The sequence below is a fragment of the Dapis purpurea BLCC-M126 genome, from assembly GCF_050015975.1.
In the GTDB taxonomy this organism is placed as follows: Bacteria; Cyanobacteriota; Cyanobacteriia; order Cyanobacteriales; family Microcoleaceae; genus Trichodesmium.
Genome location: NZ_JBNHER010000327.1, coordinates 1 through 17,265 on the forward strand (window position 1 = coordinate 1; position 17,265 = coordinate 17,265).

The 17,265-nt window shown below is 36.8% G+C and carries 14 protein-coding genes; 8 read left to right on the top strand and 6 right to left on the bottom strand.

Annotation, left to right across the window (positions count from 1 at the left end; translation table 11 throughout):
- From ACP6PL_RS29875 to ACP6PL_RS29890, 4 genes are all read left to right on the top strand, one after another.
- A partial coding sequence (locus ACP6PL_RS29875) for a calcium-binding protein (protein WP_426549002.1) occupies nucleotides 1-518 on the top strand: 518 nt, incomplete at its 5' end.
- Between the two features lie 679 nt (nucleotides 519-1,197).
- Nucleotides 1,198-1,578 (top strand): hypothetical protein, encoded by a 381-nt coding sequence (locus tag ACP6PL_RS29880; protein ID WP_426549003.1) that lies wholly within the window; start codon nucleotides 1,198-1,200, stop codon nucleotides 1,576-1,578.
- Nucleotides 1,579-2,045: 467 nt separating this feature from the next.
- The gene (locus ACP6PL_RS29885; RefSeq protein ID WP_426549004.1) at nucleotides 2,046-2,984 is read left to right on the top strand and encodes a Spy/CpxP family protein refolding chaperone; all 939 of its coding nucleotides are present in this window, start codon (nucleotides 2,046-2,048) and stop codon (nucleotides 2,982-2,984) included.
- Between the two features lie 552 nt (nucleotides 2,985-3,536).
- Complete coding sequence (locus ACP6PL_RS29890) at nucleotides 3,537-5,018, top strand: dolichyl-phosphate-mannose--protein mannosyltransferase (protein WP_426549005.1); 1,482 nt, start codon at nucleotides 3,537-3,539, stop codon at nucleotides 5,016-5,018.
- Nucleotides 5,019-5,234: 216 nt separating this feature from the next.
- On the opposite strand, the gene trmB is transcribed toward ACP6PL_RS29890, so the two are convergent.
- Nucleotides 5,235-5,867, bottom strand: coding sequence for a tRNA (guanosine(46)-N7)-methyltransferase TrmB (gene trmB / locus ACP6PL_RS29895; protein WP_426549006.1), 633 nt, complete (start codon nucleotides 5,865-5,867; stop codon nucleotides 5,235-5,237).
- 231 nt (nucleotides 5,868-6,098) lie between these two features.
- Between trmB and ACP6PL_RS29900 the strand changes: the two genes are divergently transcribed.
- Both ACP6PL_RS29900 and ACP6PL_RS29905 read left to right on the top strand, forming a co-directional pair.
- Nucleotides 6,099-7,709 carry a leucine-rich repeat domain-containing protein gene (locus tag ACP6PL_RS29900; RefSeq protein WP_426549007.1) on the top strand — a complete coding sequence of 537 codons (1,611 nt, stop codon included), beginning with the start codon at nucleotides 6,099-6,101 and terminating at the stop codon, nucleotides 7,707-7,709.
- Nucleotides 7,702-8,472: an aldo/keto reductase family protein gene (locus ACP6PL_RS29905; RefSeq protein WP_426549008.1), complete on the top strand. Its 771-nt coding sequence runs from the start codon at nucleotides 7,702-7,704 to the stop codon at nucleotides 8,470-8,472. The genes ACP6PL_RS29900 and ACP6PL_RS29905 overlap by 8 nt, the downstream gene beginning before the upstream one ends.
- 76 nt (nucleotides 8,473-8,548) lie before the next feature.
- Here ACP6PL_RS29905 and ACP6PL_RS29910 read toward each other — a convergent pair whose 3' ends face one another.
- Both ACP6PL_RS29910 and ACP6PL_RS29915 read right to left on the bottom strand, forming a co-directional pair.
- Complete coding sequence (locus ACP6PL_RS29910) at nucleotides 8,549-9,049, bottom strand: hypothetical protein (RefSeq protein WP_426549009.1); 501 nt, start codon at nucleotides 9,047-9,049, stop codon at nucleotides 8,549-8,551.
- Between the two features lie 395 nt (nucleotides 9,050-9,444).
- Complete coding sequence (locus tag ACP6PL_RS29915; RefSeq protein ID WP_426549010.1) at nucleotides 9,445-10,770, bottom strand: four-carbon acid sugar kinase family protein; 1,326 nt, start codon at nucleotides 10,768-10,770, stop codon at nucleotides 9,445-9,447.
- A gap of 359 nt (nucleotides 10,771-11,129) precedes the next feature.
- Here ACP6PL_RS29915 and ACP6PL_RS29920 point away from each other — a divergent pair, with 359 nt between their 5' ends.
- Complete coding sequence (locus ACP6PL_RS29920; protein ID WP_426549011.1) at nucleotides 11,130-11,927, top strand: hypothetical protein; 798 nt, start codon at nucleotides 11,130-11,132, stop codon at nucleotides 11,925-11,927.
- Between the two features lie 177 nt (nucleotides 11,928-12,104).
- Here the strand turns inward: ACP6PL_RS29920 and ACP6PL_RS29925 are convergent, their stop codons facing one another.
- The 3 genes from ACP6PL_RS29925 to ACP6PL_RS29935 form a co-directional block, all read right to left on the bottom strand.
- Entirely contained in the window at nucleotides 12,105-14,120 is a 2,016-nt protein-coding gene (locus ACP6PL_RS29925) for an FAD-dependent oxidoreductase (RefSeq protein ID WP_426549012.1), read from the bottom strand.
- A gap of 742 nt (nucleotides 14,121-14,862) precedes the next feature.
- A complete protein-coding gene (locus tag ACP6PL_RS29930) occupies nucleotides 14,863-16,518 on the bottom strand; it encodes an SWIM zinc finger family protein (protein WP_426549013.1) in 1,656 nt (551 codons plus the stop codon).
- Between the two features lie 162 nt (nucleotides 16,519-16,680).
- The gene (locus ACP6PL_RS29935) at nucleotides 16,681-16,866 is read right to left on the bottom strand and encodes a hypothetical protein (RefSeq protein WP_426549014.1); all 186 of its coding nucleotides are present in this window, start codon (nucleotides 16,864-16,866) and stop codon (nucleotides 16,681-16,683) included.
- 107 nt (nucleotides 16,867-16,973) lie between these two features.
- Between ACP6PL_RS29935 and ACP6PL_RS29940 the strand changes: the two genes are divergently transcribed.
- A partial coding sequence (locus ACP6PL_RS29940) for a hypothetical protein (protein WP_426549015.1) occupies nucleotides 16,974-17,265 on the top strand: 292 nt, incomplete at its 3' end.

The following is a 17,265-nucleotide window of genomic DNA, read 5'->3' on the forward strand; positions in this document are numbered from 1 at the left end:
ATATAGGTTCCAACTTCGAGGGCATAGAAGGAATTCCCGGAGATGGTAGCCTACTTGGTAATTTCTTCAATCAAATACCAGGTACTGAAGAAGATGATAATCTAACTGGTACAGCAGAAAACGATTTCATCGTTGGTAATGCAGGAAACGATATATTAACTGGAGATGCAGGAAACGATATAATTTTTGGTGGTGATAATAAGGATATCTTAACAGGTGGCTCGGGAAGAGACAGACTTCGTGGTGGTGATGGAGAAGATACTTTTGTCTTCAACACCGGGAGTGAAGTTGACTTAGTTACAGACTTCGTTGTTGGGGAGGATACCCTACAGTTATCAGCAGATTTTGGTGTTACCGCAGAACAAGCCTTTGCTCAGATATCTACCGTTGCATTACCTACATTACCATTGATAGATGGTATGGATAATCGCTTTTTATCTACTTTTAACTTAGGTGATGATACACTTATAATCAGACATGAAGGTGTATTGACATCTGATAGTTTCAAAATCGTTTAACTAGATAAGTCAACTTGGGGATATTGGGGGTGTGAGTTAGCGTTTCGGCTGTCGCCGACATAAAAGGTGGAGCCTAGTGGCAGCTATATCGCTAATCCATACCCTTACTAATAATAATTATTATTCTCACAAAAACTGTCAGTTTTTTATATAGTGAATATCCTGTAAACTTGTATCTCACAATGCTTTTGAGATGCTTTTCGGATTTAATCCGGTAGTATCGGTATAAAAAAGCAGAGAAACCGGGTTTATATAAAATGCCCACTATACTGATATCTGTCTCCCATAAACCCGGTTTCTTATAACACCGAAGCCAAGGGATTTGATATTACCCCGTGATGCTTTGCTCTATAAACCTCTACAATAAGTAATATCATGTTTGGTTAAATACTTATATATACTTTGGCAGAGGGAAGGCAGAGGGCACTTATGCTGGAAGCAGAAGGAAGAGAGCAAAGTTTGAAGTGAAGAAGTTTTTATAACTAATCATCCGGACGTGATATCATATCATGTCCCGAACAGAGCGCTATAAAAAAACTTTTTCCTCTTTGCTCCTGACTGCTCTGTAGGACTTTAGTCCTACAGAAATTTAGGACTTTTATCTCAGGTTATTTCAGAGTAGGAATTTGTAGGATAGAATTTAGTAGATACTCAATCAAAGAAATTACGAATAAACACTATGAAACTTCGTTCTTTAGCTATATTATTTGGCATTACTGCCACCATTCTTTTTGCTAATCCTTTGAGAGTTCTTGCCCAACCTAAAAATTTGAATCTGACTCCGGAGCAAAAAACTGAGTGGGAAGAAATCAGGACACAAACCCAAGCTGAAATTCAAAATATTCTCACCCCCCAACAGCAGGAAGAGTTTGAAACTTTAACTTCACAAGGTGAAGAAAGACGAGAAGCGATGAAGCAGTTAAATCTCTCTGAAGAACAAAAAACTCAAATACGGGAAATCAAGCAGTCATCACGCCAACAAATGGCAGATATTTTAACTGAAGAACAACTACAGCAGGTTCGCCAACAAAGAAGAATTAGACGACGAATCCGCCAGTAAAAGTAAAAATTCAAAAGTCAAAAGTTAAAAGTTAAAAGTAAGAAAAATTAGAGTATGCTTCCTGAAGTCTATCTTGATGGTTAGACATCTCTAATATAAAAAATAAAATCAATTATCGGGCAGAAATAATCAATGGTTTCTGCCCGCTCTGTCTTTTGTATACCAATTCACTTTAAAAAAGTGATGTCATATTAAATCCGGTTAAATAGTTATAGATTGGTTAAGTCAAGAGGAGTCAGGAGGAGAGAGAATTACAAAGATTTAGTAGTTATAACGATTGGAGATTTTTTTATGTCCAATCTATAAAATCTTACTTTTGACTTTTAAGTTCCGTGAAAATGTTTATTCCAGGACTAAAGTCCTAGAAAAGTTTAGGACTTTGATCTCAGGTTATTTGAGAGTTGTCACTTGTAGGATAGAACATAAGTAAACACAAGTAGCAAAAAAATTAATTGGGAATAAACATAATGAAACGTCGTTCTTTTGCTCTATTTCTTGGCATTCTTGCCATCATTCTTTTTGCTAATCCTTTGAGAGTTCTTGCCCAACCTCAAAGTTTGAATCTGACTCCTGAACAAAAAACTCAGTGGGAAGAAGTCAGGGTACAAACTAAAGCTCAAATTCAAAATATTCTTACCCCCCAACAGCAGGAACAGTTTCAAACTTTAACTTCACAAGTTCCACGAATACGAGAAGCAATGCAGCAGTTGAATCTCTCTGGAGAGCAAAAAACTCAAATACGGGAAATCATGCAGTCATCACGCCAACAAACAGCAAATATTTTAACTGCAGAACAACGAGAGCAATTTCGTATGAAATTTCTTGCTCAACGTGAAAATTTGAATTTGACTCCGGAACAAAAAATTCAGTCGGAAGAAATTAAGGCACAAACTAAAGCTCAAATTCAAAATATTCTCACTGCCGAACAGCAGGAACAGTTCCAAAGCTTAACTTCACAAGGTAAAGGAAAACTAGAAGTACTTCAGCAGTTAAATCTTTCTGGAGAGCAAAAAACTCAAATGCACCAAATCATGGAGTCATTACGCCAAAAAATAGCAAATGTTTTAACTGAAGAACAACTTGGGCAATTTCGTCTGAGAGTTCTTGCCCAACTTGAAAATTTAAATCTGACTCCGGAACAAAAAACTCAGTGGGAAGAAATTAAGGCACAAACCAAAGCTCAAATTCAAAATATTCTCACCCCCCAACAGCAAGAAAAGTTCCAAATTTTAACCTCACAAGCTCAAGAAACACGAGAAGCGGTAAAGCAGTTAAATCTTTCTGGAGAGCAAAAAACTCAAGTGCTGGAAATCGTGCATTCATCACGCCAACAAATTGCAGATATTTTAACTGAAGAACAACGAGAGCAGGTTCGTCAACAAAGACAAATGCGAGGACCATTGTAAGCATTCAGCTAGCTTGTAGTCAGCTCTAAGCAATAATATCCCGTCCTTAAGGATGGGGTTAAATGAACATATACTTTAAGATCTAACAGAGCTGAATTTTGTAGTAAGATTTAATTCTAGGTCAGTTAATAAAGCTTTAATTGCGCACCAAAAGCAATAGCTGAACACTCTGAATACTTACCAGTAATTTATCACTCATTGTAAATCTTATACCTCCTATTTCTCAGTAAAAAACTTGAGAAATAGGAGGTAATATTTATCAGTTGTAGGTCATCATTGAAATTTAATCTTAATAAATATTAAAATTGGACATTCAATGCAAATTAAGCTTTTATTATAGATAAAATTTTAATCACTAACTATTAAACAGGTTAACATTTGAGTCAATAATTATTTTGGCATAATTTTACTAGCAAAGACTTGACATTTTTGACAAAGGAATGTAATATTACATTTTAGCTTACAGCCCTATTTATTTGCAATTTAGGGCTGTTTTTTATTTATTTATACTAAAATTAAAAGCCTCTTAAACTAAATTACTCAATTCTATTTATGCAACCAATATCTCAGCAATCAAGTAGATGGTTTACAATTAGCATGGCTAGTATAGTTATATTTTCAGCCATCCTGAGATTTTGGCAACTAGGTCGTTTTAATACTCTCGTTTTTGACGAAGTTTATTATGCTAAATTTGCCAATAATTACCTCACTCAAACTGAATTTTTTAACGCCCATCCTCCCCTCAGTCAATATATTATTGCAATTAGCATTTGGATAGGTTCTCATTTACCCTTTTGGCAAGAAATAGTTAATAATGAAACAGGCTCTACTTTAGCATCTTGGAGTTATCGGTGGGTAAATGCTTTAACAGGTTCATTTATTCCTCTAGTAGTAGGAGCGATCGCCTATCAATTAACAAAGCGTTGGAGTTATGGTTTGATTGCTGCTTTACTCATAGCCTTAGATGGATTATTTTTAGTTGAATCTCGCTATGCTCTAAATAATATTTATCTAGTAATTTTTGGATTATTAGCTCACTTGTGTTTAATTATTGCTCTACAAAATTCCAAATTAAAACAAAAAAAATGGTTAGCTTTATCTGGGATATTTTTTGGTGCAAGTGCAGCGATTAAATGGAATGGTCTGGGATTTTTACTCGGTATTTATTTACTTTGGATATTAGCGTGGATAATTGAATTTTTTGCTCCCCAAAAAAAATCGGAATATACATCTCCTTGGCAAAATATAACTCAACTAAATCTGATTCAATTTATTTTAAACTTATTCGTTATTCCCATAATTACCTATAGCCTACTTTGGATTCCCCACATTATTCTCAACCCCAAATATGGCTTTTGGGAAATGCAGCAACAGATTTTCAGCTATCACCAAAGAATTGGCAGTGGAGCTGATACTCATCCTTATTGTGCTAAATGGTTGACTTGGCCATTAATGATGAGACCTATAGTTTATTTTTATAAAAATACAGGCTTATTAGATAAACCAGAACCTTCTTTACCACCCCTACCTTCAGATATTGGAGACCCAAAAGTTAATCCGCTAATTTTTGATGTTCATGCTATGGGAAATCCTGTTATTTGGTGGTTTTCAACATGGGCAATTTTATTATTAATTTTGATGTTATTTAATCGCGTTTGGCATTGGGAAAAAAATAGACAAGCAAGACATAAAAAAATAAAACTAAAGCAGATTGTTAAATTTCCACCTGCCTCAGAAATGTGGTTGTTACTATATTTAGTTTTAAATTGGATAAGCAATTTTCTCCCTTGGAGTAGGGTAAGTCGTTGTACTTTTTTGTATCATTATATGAGCGCTTTAGTGTTTGCTATATTGGCATTTTCTTGGTGGGTTGATAGGTGGTTAAATAGTCGGCAAAGTCGTCTCAGGATAATGGGGGTTACAATAATTTTTATAATTTTATTAGCGTTTGTTTTTTGGATACCTGTTTATTTAGGATTACCTTTATCTCCTCAAAGTTGGCAGCTCAGAATGTGGTTTCGGTCTTGGATTTAACTAAATAAAGAAGGAAGAAGGAAGAAGGAAGAAGGAATAAGGAATAAGGGATAAGGAAGAAGAAGAAGAAGAAAGGAATAAGGAATAAGGAATAAGGAAGGAATAAGGAATAAGGAAGAAAGCTTAAATTTACTATAGACATTAACGCCTAAATTTGGTTATAGGAAATATAGAAAAAAATCTCCAATTTTATACTTATGACTTCTGGTTGCTGACTTATGACTTAATAAATAATGCCCGATACACAGGTAGATTTTTTGTTAAAGTTGCCTTTTCTCTTTCTGATAAAACTGGCAAAAAATTTTCGTCTAACCAATTATTATAACTTCGCTCAAATGAACTATGCTCCGAGAATATATTACACATTTCTTTGGCGACTTCTTCCACATCAGAATGCAGAAAAACTTCTCCTCCTACTGTTAAGTAATTTGATAAATCTTCTACTAACTTTGGTTGTACAACTCGACGGGTTTGATGACGTCTTTTAAACCAAGGATCGGGAAATAAAATTGAGACTCTTTTTAATACCCCTTTTGGCAAAGACTCAAATATTTCTCCCAGGGAAATATTCACATTACAAAATAAATAATGCAGATTATTTAAACCCTGTTCATCTCGCCAATTATTAGCTTCTATAACTAACGGTTCCCGTATTTCTAAACCCAGAAAATTCCACTCCGGTTCTACCTGTGCCATCTGCCATAAAAATCTACCTCTAGCACAACCAATATCTAAATGTAATGGTTTATTTATATCTGCATAAATATTGCTGAAATTTGGGATAGTTACTAACTGTTGATATTTGCTAGATAAAGGATTAACGTGTTGTCTTACTCTTACTCTTGCCAAAATTTCTACCTCTAAGCTAAGAAACCGGGTTTATCTGACTGACTGGGTTTAACTTTTAAGTATAGCAATAAACCCGGTGTCTGGGTTTCAAGGTTAAGCTCGAAGATAATTTTATTTTACTATTTTATGCAAATATGATTACTTTATATTACAATAAAGTTACAAGCTTTAAACTCTGTCCACATTGCCTCTCTATTACAGAAGGTACTTATAACTTATAACTGAAATGACATGATTGATACAAGAGATATAAATATACAAACCATCGTTAACCAAATTCACCAGGATGAGAAGCGTTTATCTGAGGGAGAAAAGGTAAGTGATATTGCCCTGAAGATTCCTCGGATCGATAGTGGTGAGGATAAACGTTCGGGTTTGGGACATAACTTAGCCCGGCAACTCTTCCCGGCAAAAGATGAAGATCGAATAGGCAGTTATATTGCTTACGGGCGCTTACTTGCAAAATTGCGTCGAGCCTACAAATCTCAAGTAGCTGAAGCCAATGCTAAGAATTCCCAAGTCGATTCCTACCGACAAGCAAGAATGTTTGGCAGTCGCCATATATTCGAGCAACTCCTTTCTGCAGCACTGTCAGATTCCATCCTCAATCCCCAACCTATGCCAGTAGAGGTAGCTCCATATCAAGAACTTGAACCCTTTTTTACCCACATGAAGAAAGGACAACCAGCAAATCAAGCCTGCCAAGAGTTTACTCGTGGAGCTTATTACGACGATGGACGAATAGATATGTGTAAGCAGGTTGTCGGCGATCTTTATATCGGCAACTTAGTTGAGTCTATTCGGGAAAATCCTTATGTAGAGCATTTCCTCTTGGGTAATAATATTGTCGGAGATGAGGGAGCGAGTAAAATAGCCTCCCTTGCTAGCCATGGCTCCACACCGCGGATTAAAACTTACTATTTGGCTGGAAATTGCTTGACAGAGAAAGGAGCAGCACAACTTGCTGATGCTTTGGTGGGCGATCGCCATGCGGAATCTCTATGGCTAAAGCGCAATCCCCTTAAAGCAGAGGGTGTAGCTCATATTGCTAAGATGCTGGAGCAAAATTCAAGTATTCGGACATTGGATCTTGTAAATGTGGGGATGTTGGATGAAGGAGTCAAAGTTTTATTTGAAAGTCTGCGGAAAAATAAGACTCTCCGAACGTTATATATTGATGCCAATGGAATTAGTGAGATTGGTGCGAGTTACATTGCTGACTATTTTGAATATATGAAGTCCGAAAACCGAAAAGGATTAACTGGACTGTTTATGGCGATTAATCGTTTGGGGGATGCAGGTGCAGAGCGCATCGCAAATGCTGTGGCAGGTTATTCCCACTTGAGTAAATTAGATTTATCGTCTAATCGAATTCAAAATGCTGGTTTGAAAGTATTGCTGGAAAAGTGTAATAGTTTGCCTGAGTTAATTTATTTGGGTATCGGGTTGTACAAATCAACTTCCGATATGGGAGAATTACCCAATTATTTTGATGGATGTGGTGCCGAGCTGATTGCAGATTTTATCCGCAGCAATAATACGGTGCAAATCTTCGGTCTTATGGATACGAATATCCGAGAAGGAGGTTTTGAGATTATTGCGGATGCTCTAGAAGATAATCATACACTTCTGGATTTACAATACCAGCAATTCCGTTCTCAACTTCCCCAGGAATTAGAAATTTGTATACGTTCTCTTTTGGCAAGAAATATTAAGGAGCAGGGAATGTCGGTGCAGGAATTTCATAGCAGTCTCAAACGGGAAATTAAGCATTCAGACCAAATTCGTTTCATCGACAGTATCTATCGGAATAATATGAAAGATTGTCACATCTGTGTTTGAAGCTAAGATTGATTCAGCAGGATTAATTGGTTTAGGAACTTACCGTCTGTACGAACAAACATACTCGACTTGCCGAATGGCACTTGAAATGGGGTACAGACATATAGATACTGCTGCTCTCTATAAAAATGAGGTAGAGGTAGCTAGAGCGATCGCCGAATCTGGTATACCAAGAAAAGAAATATTTATTACCTCTAAAATTCCTCTGAAAGCTATACTGTCTGGTTGTATTCGAGATGCAGCCAGACAATCTTTAAAAAAGTTGGGGACTATAGATTTACTTCTGTTACACGCGCCCGGAGCAGATCCGCTATCTGCTTGGGAAGTAATGCTAGAAATAAGAGAATGGGAGGAGATAGGTGATGTTGGTGTCAGCAATTTCAATATTCAGCATTTGCAACTGCTCAAGAATTCTCCTCCCAAATGGAATCAGTTTGAAATTTCCCCATTCCTGCAACGAAGAGAAGTGGTTAGTTATTGTCATCGTCAGGGAATAAAAATTGTAGCCCATTCTCCCCTGGTGAAGGGGCAAAAGTTAGACACTCCTGAGTTAATTACTATGGCAAATAACTGCGGATGTACGCCAGCTCAACTTCTGTTAGCTTGGTCTATTAATAAAGGATTTGTTACTATCCCACGCAGCTCGAAACGAGAGCATTTGCAAGTTAACTTGGAAGCCAAAGAAATTATTCTGCCGACAGAAGTCATTCAAGAGCTTAACGGCTTTGAGGAGGGTTATGCAACACATCCACAGCATTGCTAATTTTGGCATTACTTTGAGAAAATGTCTAAATTTTGAGCTTTAGGATAATTTAGCAACAGCGATCGCTCAAATATGTTTACCAGAAAAAGTGCTTGTTTATCCACACAAATGATGAATTAGTAACGCAAGCGTCCACAACCGTGAACACAATCGGAAATATGATTTTAGCTTGGTCATCACAGCAGGCAATCTGATCTCTAATGGACATCTTGGCCACATTTTGATTCGAGGATTTAAGAAACAGCAGAAGGTATGTTTTGTTTTCTGCAATCCCATGCCGCAGTTCCTCAAGGCAGTAGGCTGGATCATCGTCGAGTTCTTCAATCAGGTTTTCGGCATTTTCATCGATGAATCCTAATTCGCGTAGCAATGGAACGCCGCGCTTGGAGTCGGCATCAAGCATTGTTGATGGAGCGGTGAATTGCATATCCAGCAGTCCATATTTTGCAATCTGGCCATCAAGGTATTTTTGTTCTGGACTATCAAAGGAACACCCATCAGCGAATCGGGCCACAAACGATGCAACTTCGGTCGAAATGCTAGTGCGCTCGCTAATCTTGATGCGTTCGCCGATCATTGGAGTGAAGGTTTTGTATCGCAGATTGCGCGCGACATTCAAGAGTAGTGTGTTTATCTGTGTCATGTTGCAGTTGGGTAAATGATATAAGTATAGGATTTACGCAAAACAACCTATTTCTGTCATTACGAGCGATAGCGAAGTAATCTCAAACGTCGAAATTGCCTTTCTTCTGCGTAAGTCCTGAAGTATTAATTATATCGCAGTTGCAGTATAATATTTTGTAGCAAAAAATTTTTGCATCTGAAACTAGCGATCGCTATCCCCTACTCTCCGAATTTTTAAGCTTCTTCTCTAGGAGAAATGGTTTAAGAAACGATATTTAGGAAACCGGGTTTATCTCAATTACCCTGCTTATTATTAGTTTACCAATAAACCCGGTTTCTAGTTTTAGATTACCTCCCACTCAAACGTTGATAAACTGTCACTAATCCATCCACGTCTCCAACATTCCCTGGAAACAACACCACAGGTAAATCAGGAAACTGAGGATGATTTGTAGGAGTCCGCACCATCGAACAACCAGCCAAAACCTGACCTAACAATCTGGCAGTAGTCAAAGCTAAACCTTTACTCAGAGTATCATTAGAAGTAATTCCACCTTTACTGATTAAAAATCCAATATCCTCTGGCAAACCCCGAACAATATCCATTAATAATTCCGACACTGCAACACCAAACTCTAAACGCACCTGCACATTTTCAAAAGTCAACTCCTCGCGACTGGTATAAACGACAGGTGTTTTCCCTTCTGCATGAACAGCATAAACTTTTTCGAGAATATTCTTTAGTAAATTTGCTCTTTGCTCTGGAGAGTCTTCTACTAAATGAGACACATCGACTTCTACACCAACTACTTCAGATTCCTGTAATAACCTTTCCAACTGTTGAGTAGACTTCTTAACATGAGAACCGACAATAATTACACCTGGTTTTCCACTCCTAACATATTGTCTCATTTCCTCCGCAGCGATTGGTTGAGCGCCTAAAGCAGCAAGGGAAGTTAAAATACTGGCAGCACTGCGCAACAGAAACTTTTTACCTTGACTTGCTGCTGCCAATAGATCCTTAGCAAAACTGTCTAAGTCTGCTTGAGTTTCTCCATCCACAACTCCACATTGGTTGCCAGTCAATTTCAGCAAACGTTCTAAACTGCCAGAACGAATATCATCAAGGGTAAATCTTTCTACAGTTTCTGCTTTTATCTGACCTTTAGTTTTCTCCTCCACATAATCAGGCAAATAACTATAGGTGTAGCCAAATACTGAATCTTTAGCAAATTCTGTTTTGTGAACCGGAGTTTCAACACCATCAACCATTAAATAGTGAATACTATCACGGGTGACTCTCCCTCCTTCAAAAAAGGCCGGAACTAAGAAATGAGCATCAAACTGACCTAACTCTCGTGCAATAACATCTGTTTCTATAGGGTAGTGACCTCGTAGAGTCGAGTCAGAACGACTGACAACTAGAAAATCTTGGATATTTGCTTTAGCGATCGCCTCTGTCAAATTATGTGTTACTTCTTGTGTGACATTAGCTGCTTGTTCGGGAGTCAGAGCGCGAGTATTGGAGAGGATAAAAAATATGGGAGATTCGTCAAGTAATCCTAATTTTAGGGTTTCTACATCCCACTTAGTTAGAAGTAGGCAACTATGAACAGTTTGAGAACCTGTAGGATCGTCATCTATAACAATAATTTTGGGTTTGTTTGTAGTCATGTTTTTGGCTAAATGGGAAATAGTAAATTTGGGAATATTCTTATCTTCTGGTGAGTTAGTAAAACTGTCAACTATTTGTAGAATTATTGATTATATCATCAGGACTTACGCAAAGAAACCCGGTTTCTAGGGTAATATCATCTCCGGATAATTAGTGATAAAAAAACTTTCTTCTTCTTTTCCTGTTCTTCTTTCTTCCCTCCTGACTCCTGACTCCTGACTCCTCAATGCTTTATTTATTTATCACTGTTCAACCGGACATGATATAAATCATTGTTTTTGACAATAAATATCCAGGAGAAACCGGATTTGGTGGGTTTGCCTGCGTAAATCTAAAAAAAACTATATAGATAATAAAGATGAAATTTTCCAAAATGTTCGCATCCCTAAGTTTGGGAGTAACCCTTGTCATTTCATCAGTATGGGTATCGTTTCCAGTTAAAAAAGTTCAAGCCCAGTCAGATTCCCAACGTCCTTACGCTGTTTTTGTCAACGGTTATAGCAACTGCTGTGCTTGGGGGATGAACAATGTGCAAAAATCTTTGCAAAATATGGGTGCTGAAATCCGCTATGTTTCTTGGGATAATTTTAAAGACGGCGGTCGTCAAAAAAATTATATCTCAAATGAGTGGCAATTTCTGAAAGACGCAGAATACTTTATCAATAATCAGCTAGACTCAAATCGACCGTTAATTTTAATCGGACATAGCTACGGTGGCGATGCTTTACTGAGTCTTGCACCGAGAATAAAAAGAAGAATTCTTTTTTTAGGGGTTATCGATCCAATTGCGGCTGAGGGATTGAGGAAACCCATTAAAGATGGTAGAGTACCTCGAAATGTTGACTATTTCTTTAACAGGTGGCAAAGAAATCCACTTAATATAGATAACTTAGTGCCTTTCGATCGGCTTGTAAGTGGAGCGGTGCAGAATTGTCGCGCTCAAACTTGCGACCAACAACAACATAATATTGCCAGAAGAGTAGATGGTTCCCCTATTAAAGTTGCTTGTAGCTCTTGGGATTTTGATTGTCCTGGATACGAACCCGGGCCAGGTGGTTCTAATGGTCAAAAACGGAAGCGTCTTTCTCATAACTTAATGCCAACGGATGCTTACATTCAACGACAAATTATTGATAGCATAACTCAATTGTTATAAATCCCAAGGAAAATTAAATCATACTTTGCAGAAAAAACTCTATTTTAAGATATATTTATCTACAAGAAACCGGGTTTATATTGCTTGCCAGAATTAATTTTTATATCTACTAATCAACCCGGTTTCTAGTTTGATAAGGTCAAAACAAGAAAAAAAATTGTCCTTCTTTCTTCTTCCTTATTTTTGTAGTTTAAAACTCATCTTTGGTTGACCAACGTTATAAGTTAAAGCATAACTATTAGCGAGTATCCAAAACCATAAACCAGGATAACGAGGTTCTAACCAAGGTTGAATCCAACGAGCAAAACTAGGCAAGCATCCTAATAACCAACTTACTAAACTAAACAAAGTGAAATTGATATAACTTATCGTCCAAAGTAATATTTCCTCAAAATTAATAAAATCTAGAATCCATAATAAAAGATAAGGATTTATTCTTGCTGCTTTAAGAGCTAATTTTGTAAAAATCCACCAATCAGCTCTATCTTTAATAAAAGTTTCTGCTACTTCTGGAGGTGACTCTGCTAATAATCCAAAAAATGTATTCAAAATAGAATTAATTTTTTGGGGAGGTAAAAACTTACCTGTAGGAACCATCATACCTTTAGAAAATAACCAAGTAATAGCAATATTGCTTTGATAAGCACGAATTTTATTTAAGTTATCAGCACTGAGTAAATCGTATTTTAAAGCAGTATCCAAAAGTTCAGTTAAACGAGGTAAGTTTCTCACCAAAGAACCAAAACCAGTAAATACTAAAGGAGACTGGAGAGAAGCAGCATCACCAATACAAACTAAACGGTCAAAAGCAACTTGGCGATCGCTACCTTTAATACTAAAATGCCCAGGAATATAACCAAAAGTTGGCTTTTTCCATACTAATTTCTCCATGTCACAGCGTCGATATTCTGGCAAAATAGTGAAAAAATCCTCATACATTTCTAGTAGAGAACCAGGATTTTCAGGATGAACTTGATGATAATGAAATAGATAAATTGTTAACTCATTACCAGCACCGGGAAACAATTCCCAAATTAATTGTCTACCACGAGAAATATCCCCATGACTATTCAGCACATCTCCATAATTTGAATCCCAAACACCTTCTTCAAATCCACCATCAATTACTGCGCCGACTGTCGGACAAACACTATCAAAAGCACGTTTACCATTTAATTGCCAAGCGATAGGAGAAGCAGTACCCATAGCATCTACTAACAAACGCCCACAGAAAATTTGTTCAGTTTTGTTAGATAGGTTTTGAGTGTAAATTACAACTTTTTCTGGTTCAATGTCAGCTTTAATAAATTCTGTTTCATCGACAATAGTTCCTCCAGCTTCTTGTAGTTTCATTCCACAGAGACTCAGTAACTTTTCTGAATCCAATGCCAAATTTAAAACTGTCGGAGTATGAAGAATTTTTGCTTTACAAAAGTCAGGGTTATTAGCATCAAAAAATTTATTAAATCCATCTTTATATTCTCTAGCAATTAAATTTTCTACTTCTGTTTTAGTAAAGAAACCTAAGTCAATTAAACCCTGAATTTCCGAGCGAGAAATATTCCATTCTCGATTCATTTTACCGAAAGGCAAACGTTCCAATAATAATACTTTATACCCCTGCTTTGCCATGATGGCTGCATGAAGACTTCCCAGAGCGCCACCAACATAAATTAAGTCATATTCAACTGAATTATTATTTGTTCCAGATTCTTTTTTCCAGACTACTTGTTTTGGTTTTTGAGGATTTTTAACTGCTTCACGCCAACGTTTTTCCCACCAATATAAACGGTTGAGGTCATACTCTCCTCGAGGCATTTTTTGAAAGTATTTAACTGTTAGGGGGTAATGAGATGCTAAAGCTGTAAAAATTGACTGATTTGATAGATCGACTGTGGGAGGTTCTGGATAATTTAGAGGAAATTGTTTTTGTAAATTAGTAGTTAAATTTGAGGTAAATTTTTGTTGTATTGAAGATATATTTCCTTGGGCAAATACTTTCAGATAGGTAGTTCGTTGTAATGACCATACAAATACAGAAATTTCCTTAGTATCATCTTCAGAAAATTTGACAATAAAGCCATCTGGAGTTATAGTTTTTTCCCCAAAACCAGGCTGAAATTGAGATTGTAACCATTGACAAACAGCTTTTGTATCTGGTGTTGGTACTTCTAAGTAAAGGATTTCTTTCATCTATTTTTGTCCAGGGAGCCAACTTTTTAGTTTAAATTGATAAATATCAAAAATAGTATTTTAACAGAAGTAGGGACGTTCCATGGAACGTCCCTACTATGCTCTACCAAAGCAAAAACTGCTATAAATTAAATTCAAAAAATCCTAAATATCTAGTATACATGATGTGAACTACTGATTATCCAGAAAAAAACCACCCACAGTAGTTGGTTGCCCCTTCGTAAACCTCTCAGGACTAGACTGCTTAACTCAAACGGGTCTCCCACCTAGGGGGGACAAAGCTTCCAGGAAGCCAAACTGTTTATCATCCCTAGGTGGGATGACCCGAACAGTCAAAAGCAGGCTAGTGATGCGTGTGCGGACTAAACACAAGGACGGCGATCCACCGCCCAAATTGCAAGGCTGTTGACCAACTATTAAACTGTAGGTAGTATTAGTATGATAACAAACTTTTCCTAATTAAAATTAGGAGCGATCGGTTTCAAGAGAAGAAAATTAAAAAATATATAGCACTATGCAAATAGGTTTTTGTTTTTTGAGTAAACCAACAAATTTTTAATGGTGCGTTACGACGGATTGTTAAATCCCTTTCATAGTCTAAATTTTAGCCGTCTAACACACCCTACTGGCGCGTCAAGCTTAAAATAGTGGAATAGATTTTTGACTCTTTACTTTGAAAAATCAGCATCGTAGGATTTTCCTCAAAGTAACATTTAAGGCTTGACACGGCACTACTAAACTTCTAAATTCTAAATTCTAAATTCTGGCGTGCCTGCTGCATCCGTAAGGCCAAAATATGCTCGCAAGGCCCCTGATATAATTTATTCTGCTGATACCAATTACAATTACACTGCGCCTCAATTATCCGCTCATCGCGATCAACATTTAAAGAAGGATAAAAAATTCTCCCCCTATCCCTCACACTTCCTTCAATACTCAAAACCCCATTAATATCATTGACAGAATTTACCTCAACGAGATTTTCTTGCAAAAATCTAGTAGCACTTTCTTCCCTGGCATTTGCAAACCTTAACCTCTCCATTGGTAGAGGTTCCCGACTTAATTCTCGGACTCGATAAACCTGTTTATTCAAATCATAAATTACTCGTCCAGCTTGAGTATAAGCACCCAAAGCACCCAATACAGAAGTACGACTTAAATTAAGTCTTTTTGCCAAACTATCAGCAGTTTCAAACCAGTTTTCTCGTAACCCATTAAATATTATTTTCTGAGTCCATTCATCCACATCAGCGCGGGGTGCCATTAAGTCAAAATTACCTGCTTGTGCCCAATCATTTGCCGTCCATCCTGATAATCCTAAAGTAAAAGACATATCTCCTAAATCTGCCACATAAAAAGACGGCATTCCTGTACCTAATAAATGAACGGTAAATTTATTAGCAATAGGAATTAAACGTTCTAAAATATGGAGTCTTCTTCGCCCCCAAGTTCGGATTTGTTGAGTAGAATTTCCGGTGTAAATTGAACGGCGACAAATTATTTCTAAATTCCAAGGTTCAAATACTATTTCTATTGGTTCTCCAGGTTCTAAAAAGTAACGAATACTGCGGGGTCCATGTTTTTCTTTGTGGCGACGCAAAACCAAACACATATTATAAATATCCATTGGGTGGAGGTCGAATTTTGTCGCAGGTAATGACATAGCTGAACTGACTTGTAAAAATCCTCTTACCCAACTATCGGGCAGGTCTATTTTTACTTCTTTGAAAGTTTCTTCGTTGGTAGTTTTAACTTCAAAACCAGAAGGATCTACTTGGAGTTCAGTTGTTTTATAACTACGAATTTTTTGGAATTCTTGATAGAGGGCAGCGGAATAGTCAATGTTAGTAGTTCCGCAGGCAAAATCATTGATATTTTTGAATACTTCATAACTTGCTCCAAGTCTTCCATAAGTTGATTCATCAACGCTGAAACATTCAAAGAAAATTTCATCGGGATGAACGGTTATTACTGGGTCGAAAACGTACCAAGCATCATAATCAATTTTATAAAGATATTGAAATAATTTTTCTTGAGCTTGGTAAAAAGGTTTGAAACGTTGGTGACGGTTTTTATTTAGTTGGTTTAATTCTGTGCTAATTTCTGTTATTTTTTGAGCTACTTCTTGACGTTGAGCCGCGATGTTTTCCCAGTCTATTTCATCTTCTTGTTGGGCACGCCATTCTTTATAGGCAGTTTTGTCTTTTGGTTTGTATCGGAGGTCAGAAACTACTACGTTATGTAGGGCACTTATAGCTTCACGAAATGCGACATTTTTTCCTAGTTCGCCAACAAAATAGGTAGGTTCTCTTTTGGTGTCTGGAGAGAATGACATCTGGGTATTTTTGCCATTATCAGTGACACCTGTATTGCCTTTATAAGAGTAGTTAAATTCCATAATTTTTTTTGTAATTTATTGAATAAGGAAGAAGGAGGAAGGAAGAGGGAAGAAGGAAGAAAGTAGATGAGTCTATATATCAATACTGTTCAGTTTTGTGGTTGGGTTTGGAGACCAAACCCCTACGATAAAATTTTACAACTTATTTAAAATTGCTATATTCTATGATCGAGATTCTTGAAATTGAGAAAATACGGAGGCAATAACTTCATTTTGCTCGATACTTCGACTCTGTTGTAAAGCCTCTTTTAAAAGACCTATTACTAATCCTGGTAAAAAGTGAGATTCTGTAATTCTTTTACTGCCACTATCAACCATAGTCAAAGCAATAATATCTACATTTTTCACGTCAACAATAGTCAGAAAAATTCCCTACCCATCCACATCCGGCGTGCGCTTCAGAAAATGATTTTATTATTGCTCTATTAGTAATAGTCAGAAAAATTCCACTACCCATGCACATCCGGCGTGCGCTTGAGAAAATGAATTTTATTATTGCTCTATACGCAATAGTCAGAAAAATTCCATTACTCATCCACATCCGGCGTGCGCTTGAGAAAATGAATTTTATTATTGCTCTATACGCAATAGTCAGAAAAATTCCATTACTCATCCACATCCGGCGTGCGCTTGAGAAAATGAATTTTATTATTGCTCTATACGCAATAGTCAGAAAAATTCCATTACTCATCCACATCCGGCGTGCGCTTGAGAAAATGAATTTTATTATTGCTCTATACGCAATAG

What these genes read in the sequence shown, in the direction of transcription:
- ACP6PL_RS29880 (WP_426549003.1), top strand. Translation starts at nt 1,198, where the DNA reads ATGAAACTTCGTTCTTTAGCTATATTATTTGGCATTACTGCCACCATT.
- ACP6PL_RS29885 (WP_426549004.1), top strand. Translation starts at nt 2,046, where the DNA reads ATGAAACGTCGTTCTTTTGCTCTATTTCTTGGCATTCTTGCCATCATT.
- ACP6PL_RS29890 (WP_426549005.1), top strand. Translation starts at nt 3,537, where the DNA reads ATGCAACCAATATCTCAGCAATCAAGTAGATGGTTTACAATTAGCATG.
- ACP6PL_RS29900 (WP_426549007.1), top strand. Translation starts at nt 6,099, where the DNA reads ATGATTGATACAAGAGATATAAATATACAAACCATCGTTAACCAAATT.
- ACP6PL_RS29910 (WP_426549009.1), bottom strand. Translation starts at nt 9,049, where the DNA reads ATGATCGGCGAACGCATCAAGATTAGCGAGCGCACTAGCATTTCGACC.
- ACP6PL_RS29915 (WP_426549010.1), bottom strand. Translation starts at nt 10,770, where the DNA reads ATGACTACAAACAAACCCAAAATTATTGTTATAGATGACGATCCTACA.
- ACP6PL_RS29920 (WP_426549011.1), top strand. Translation starts at nt 11,130, where the DNA reads ATGAAATTTTCCAAAATGTTCGCATCCCTAAGTTTGGGAGTAACCCTT.
- ACP6PL_RS29925 (WP_426549012.1), bottom strand. Translation starts at nt 14,120, where the DNA reads ATGAAAGAAATCCTTTACTTAGAAGTACCAACACCAGATACAAAAGCT.
- ACP6PL_RS29930 (WP_426549013.1), bottom strand. Translation starts at nt 16,518, where the DNA reads ATGGAATTTAACTACTCTTATAAAGGCAATACAGGTGTCACTGATAAT.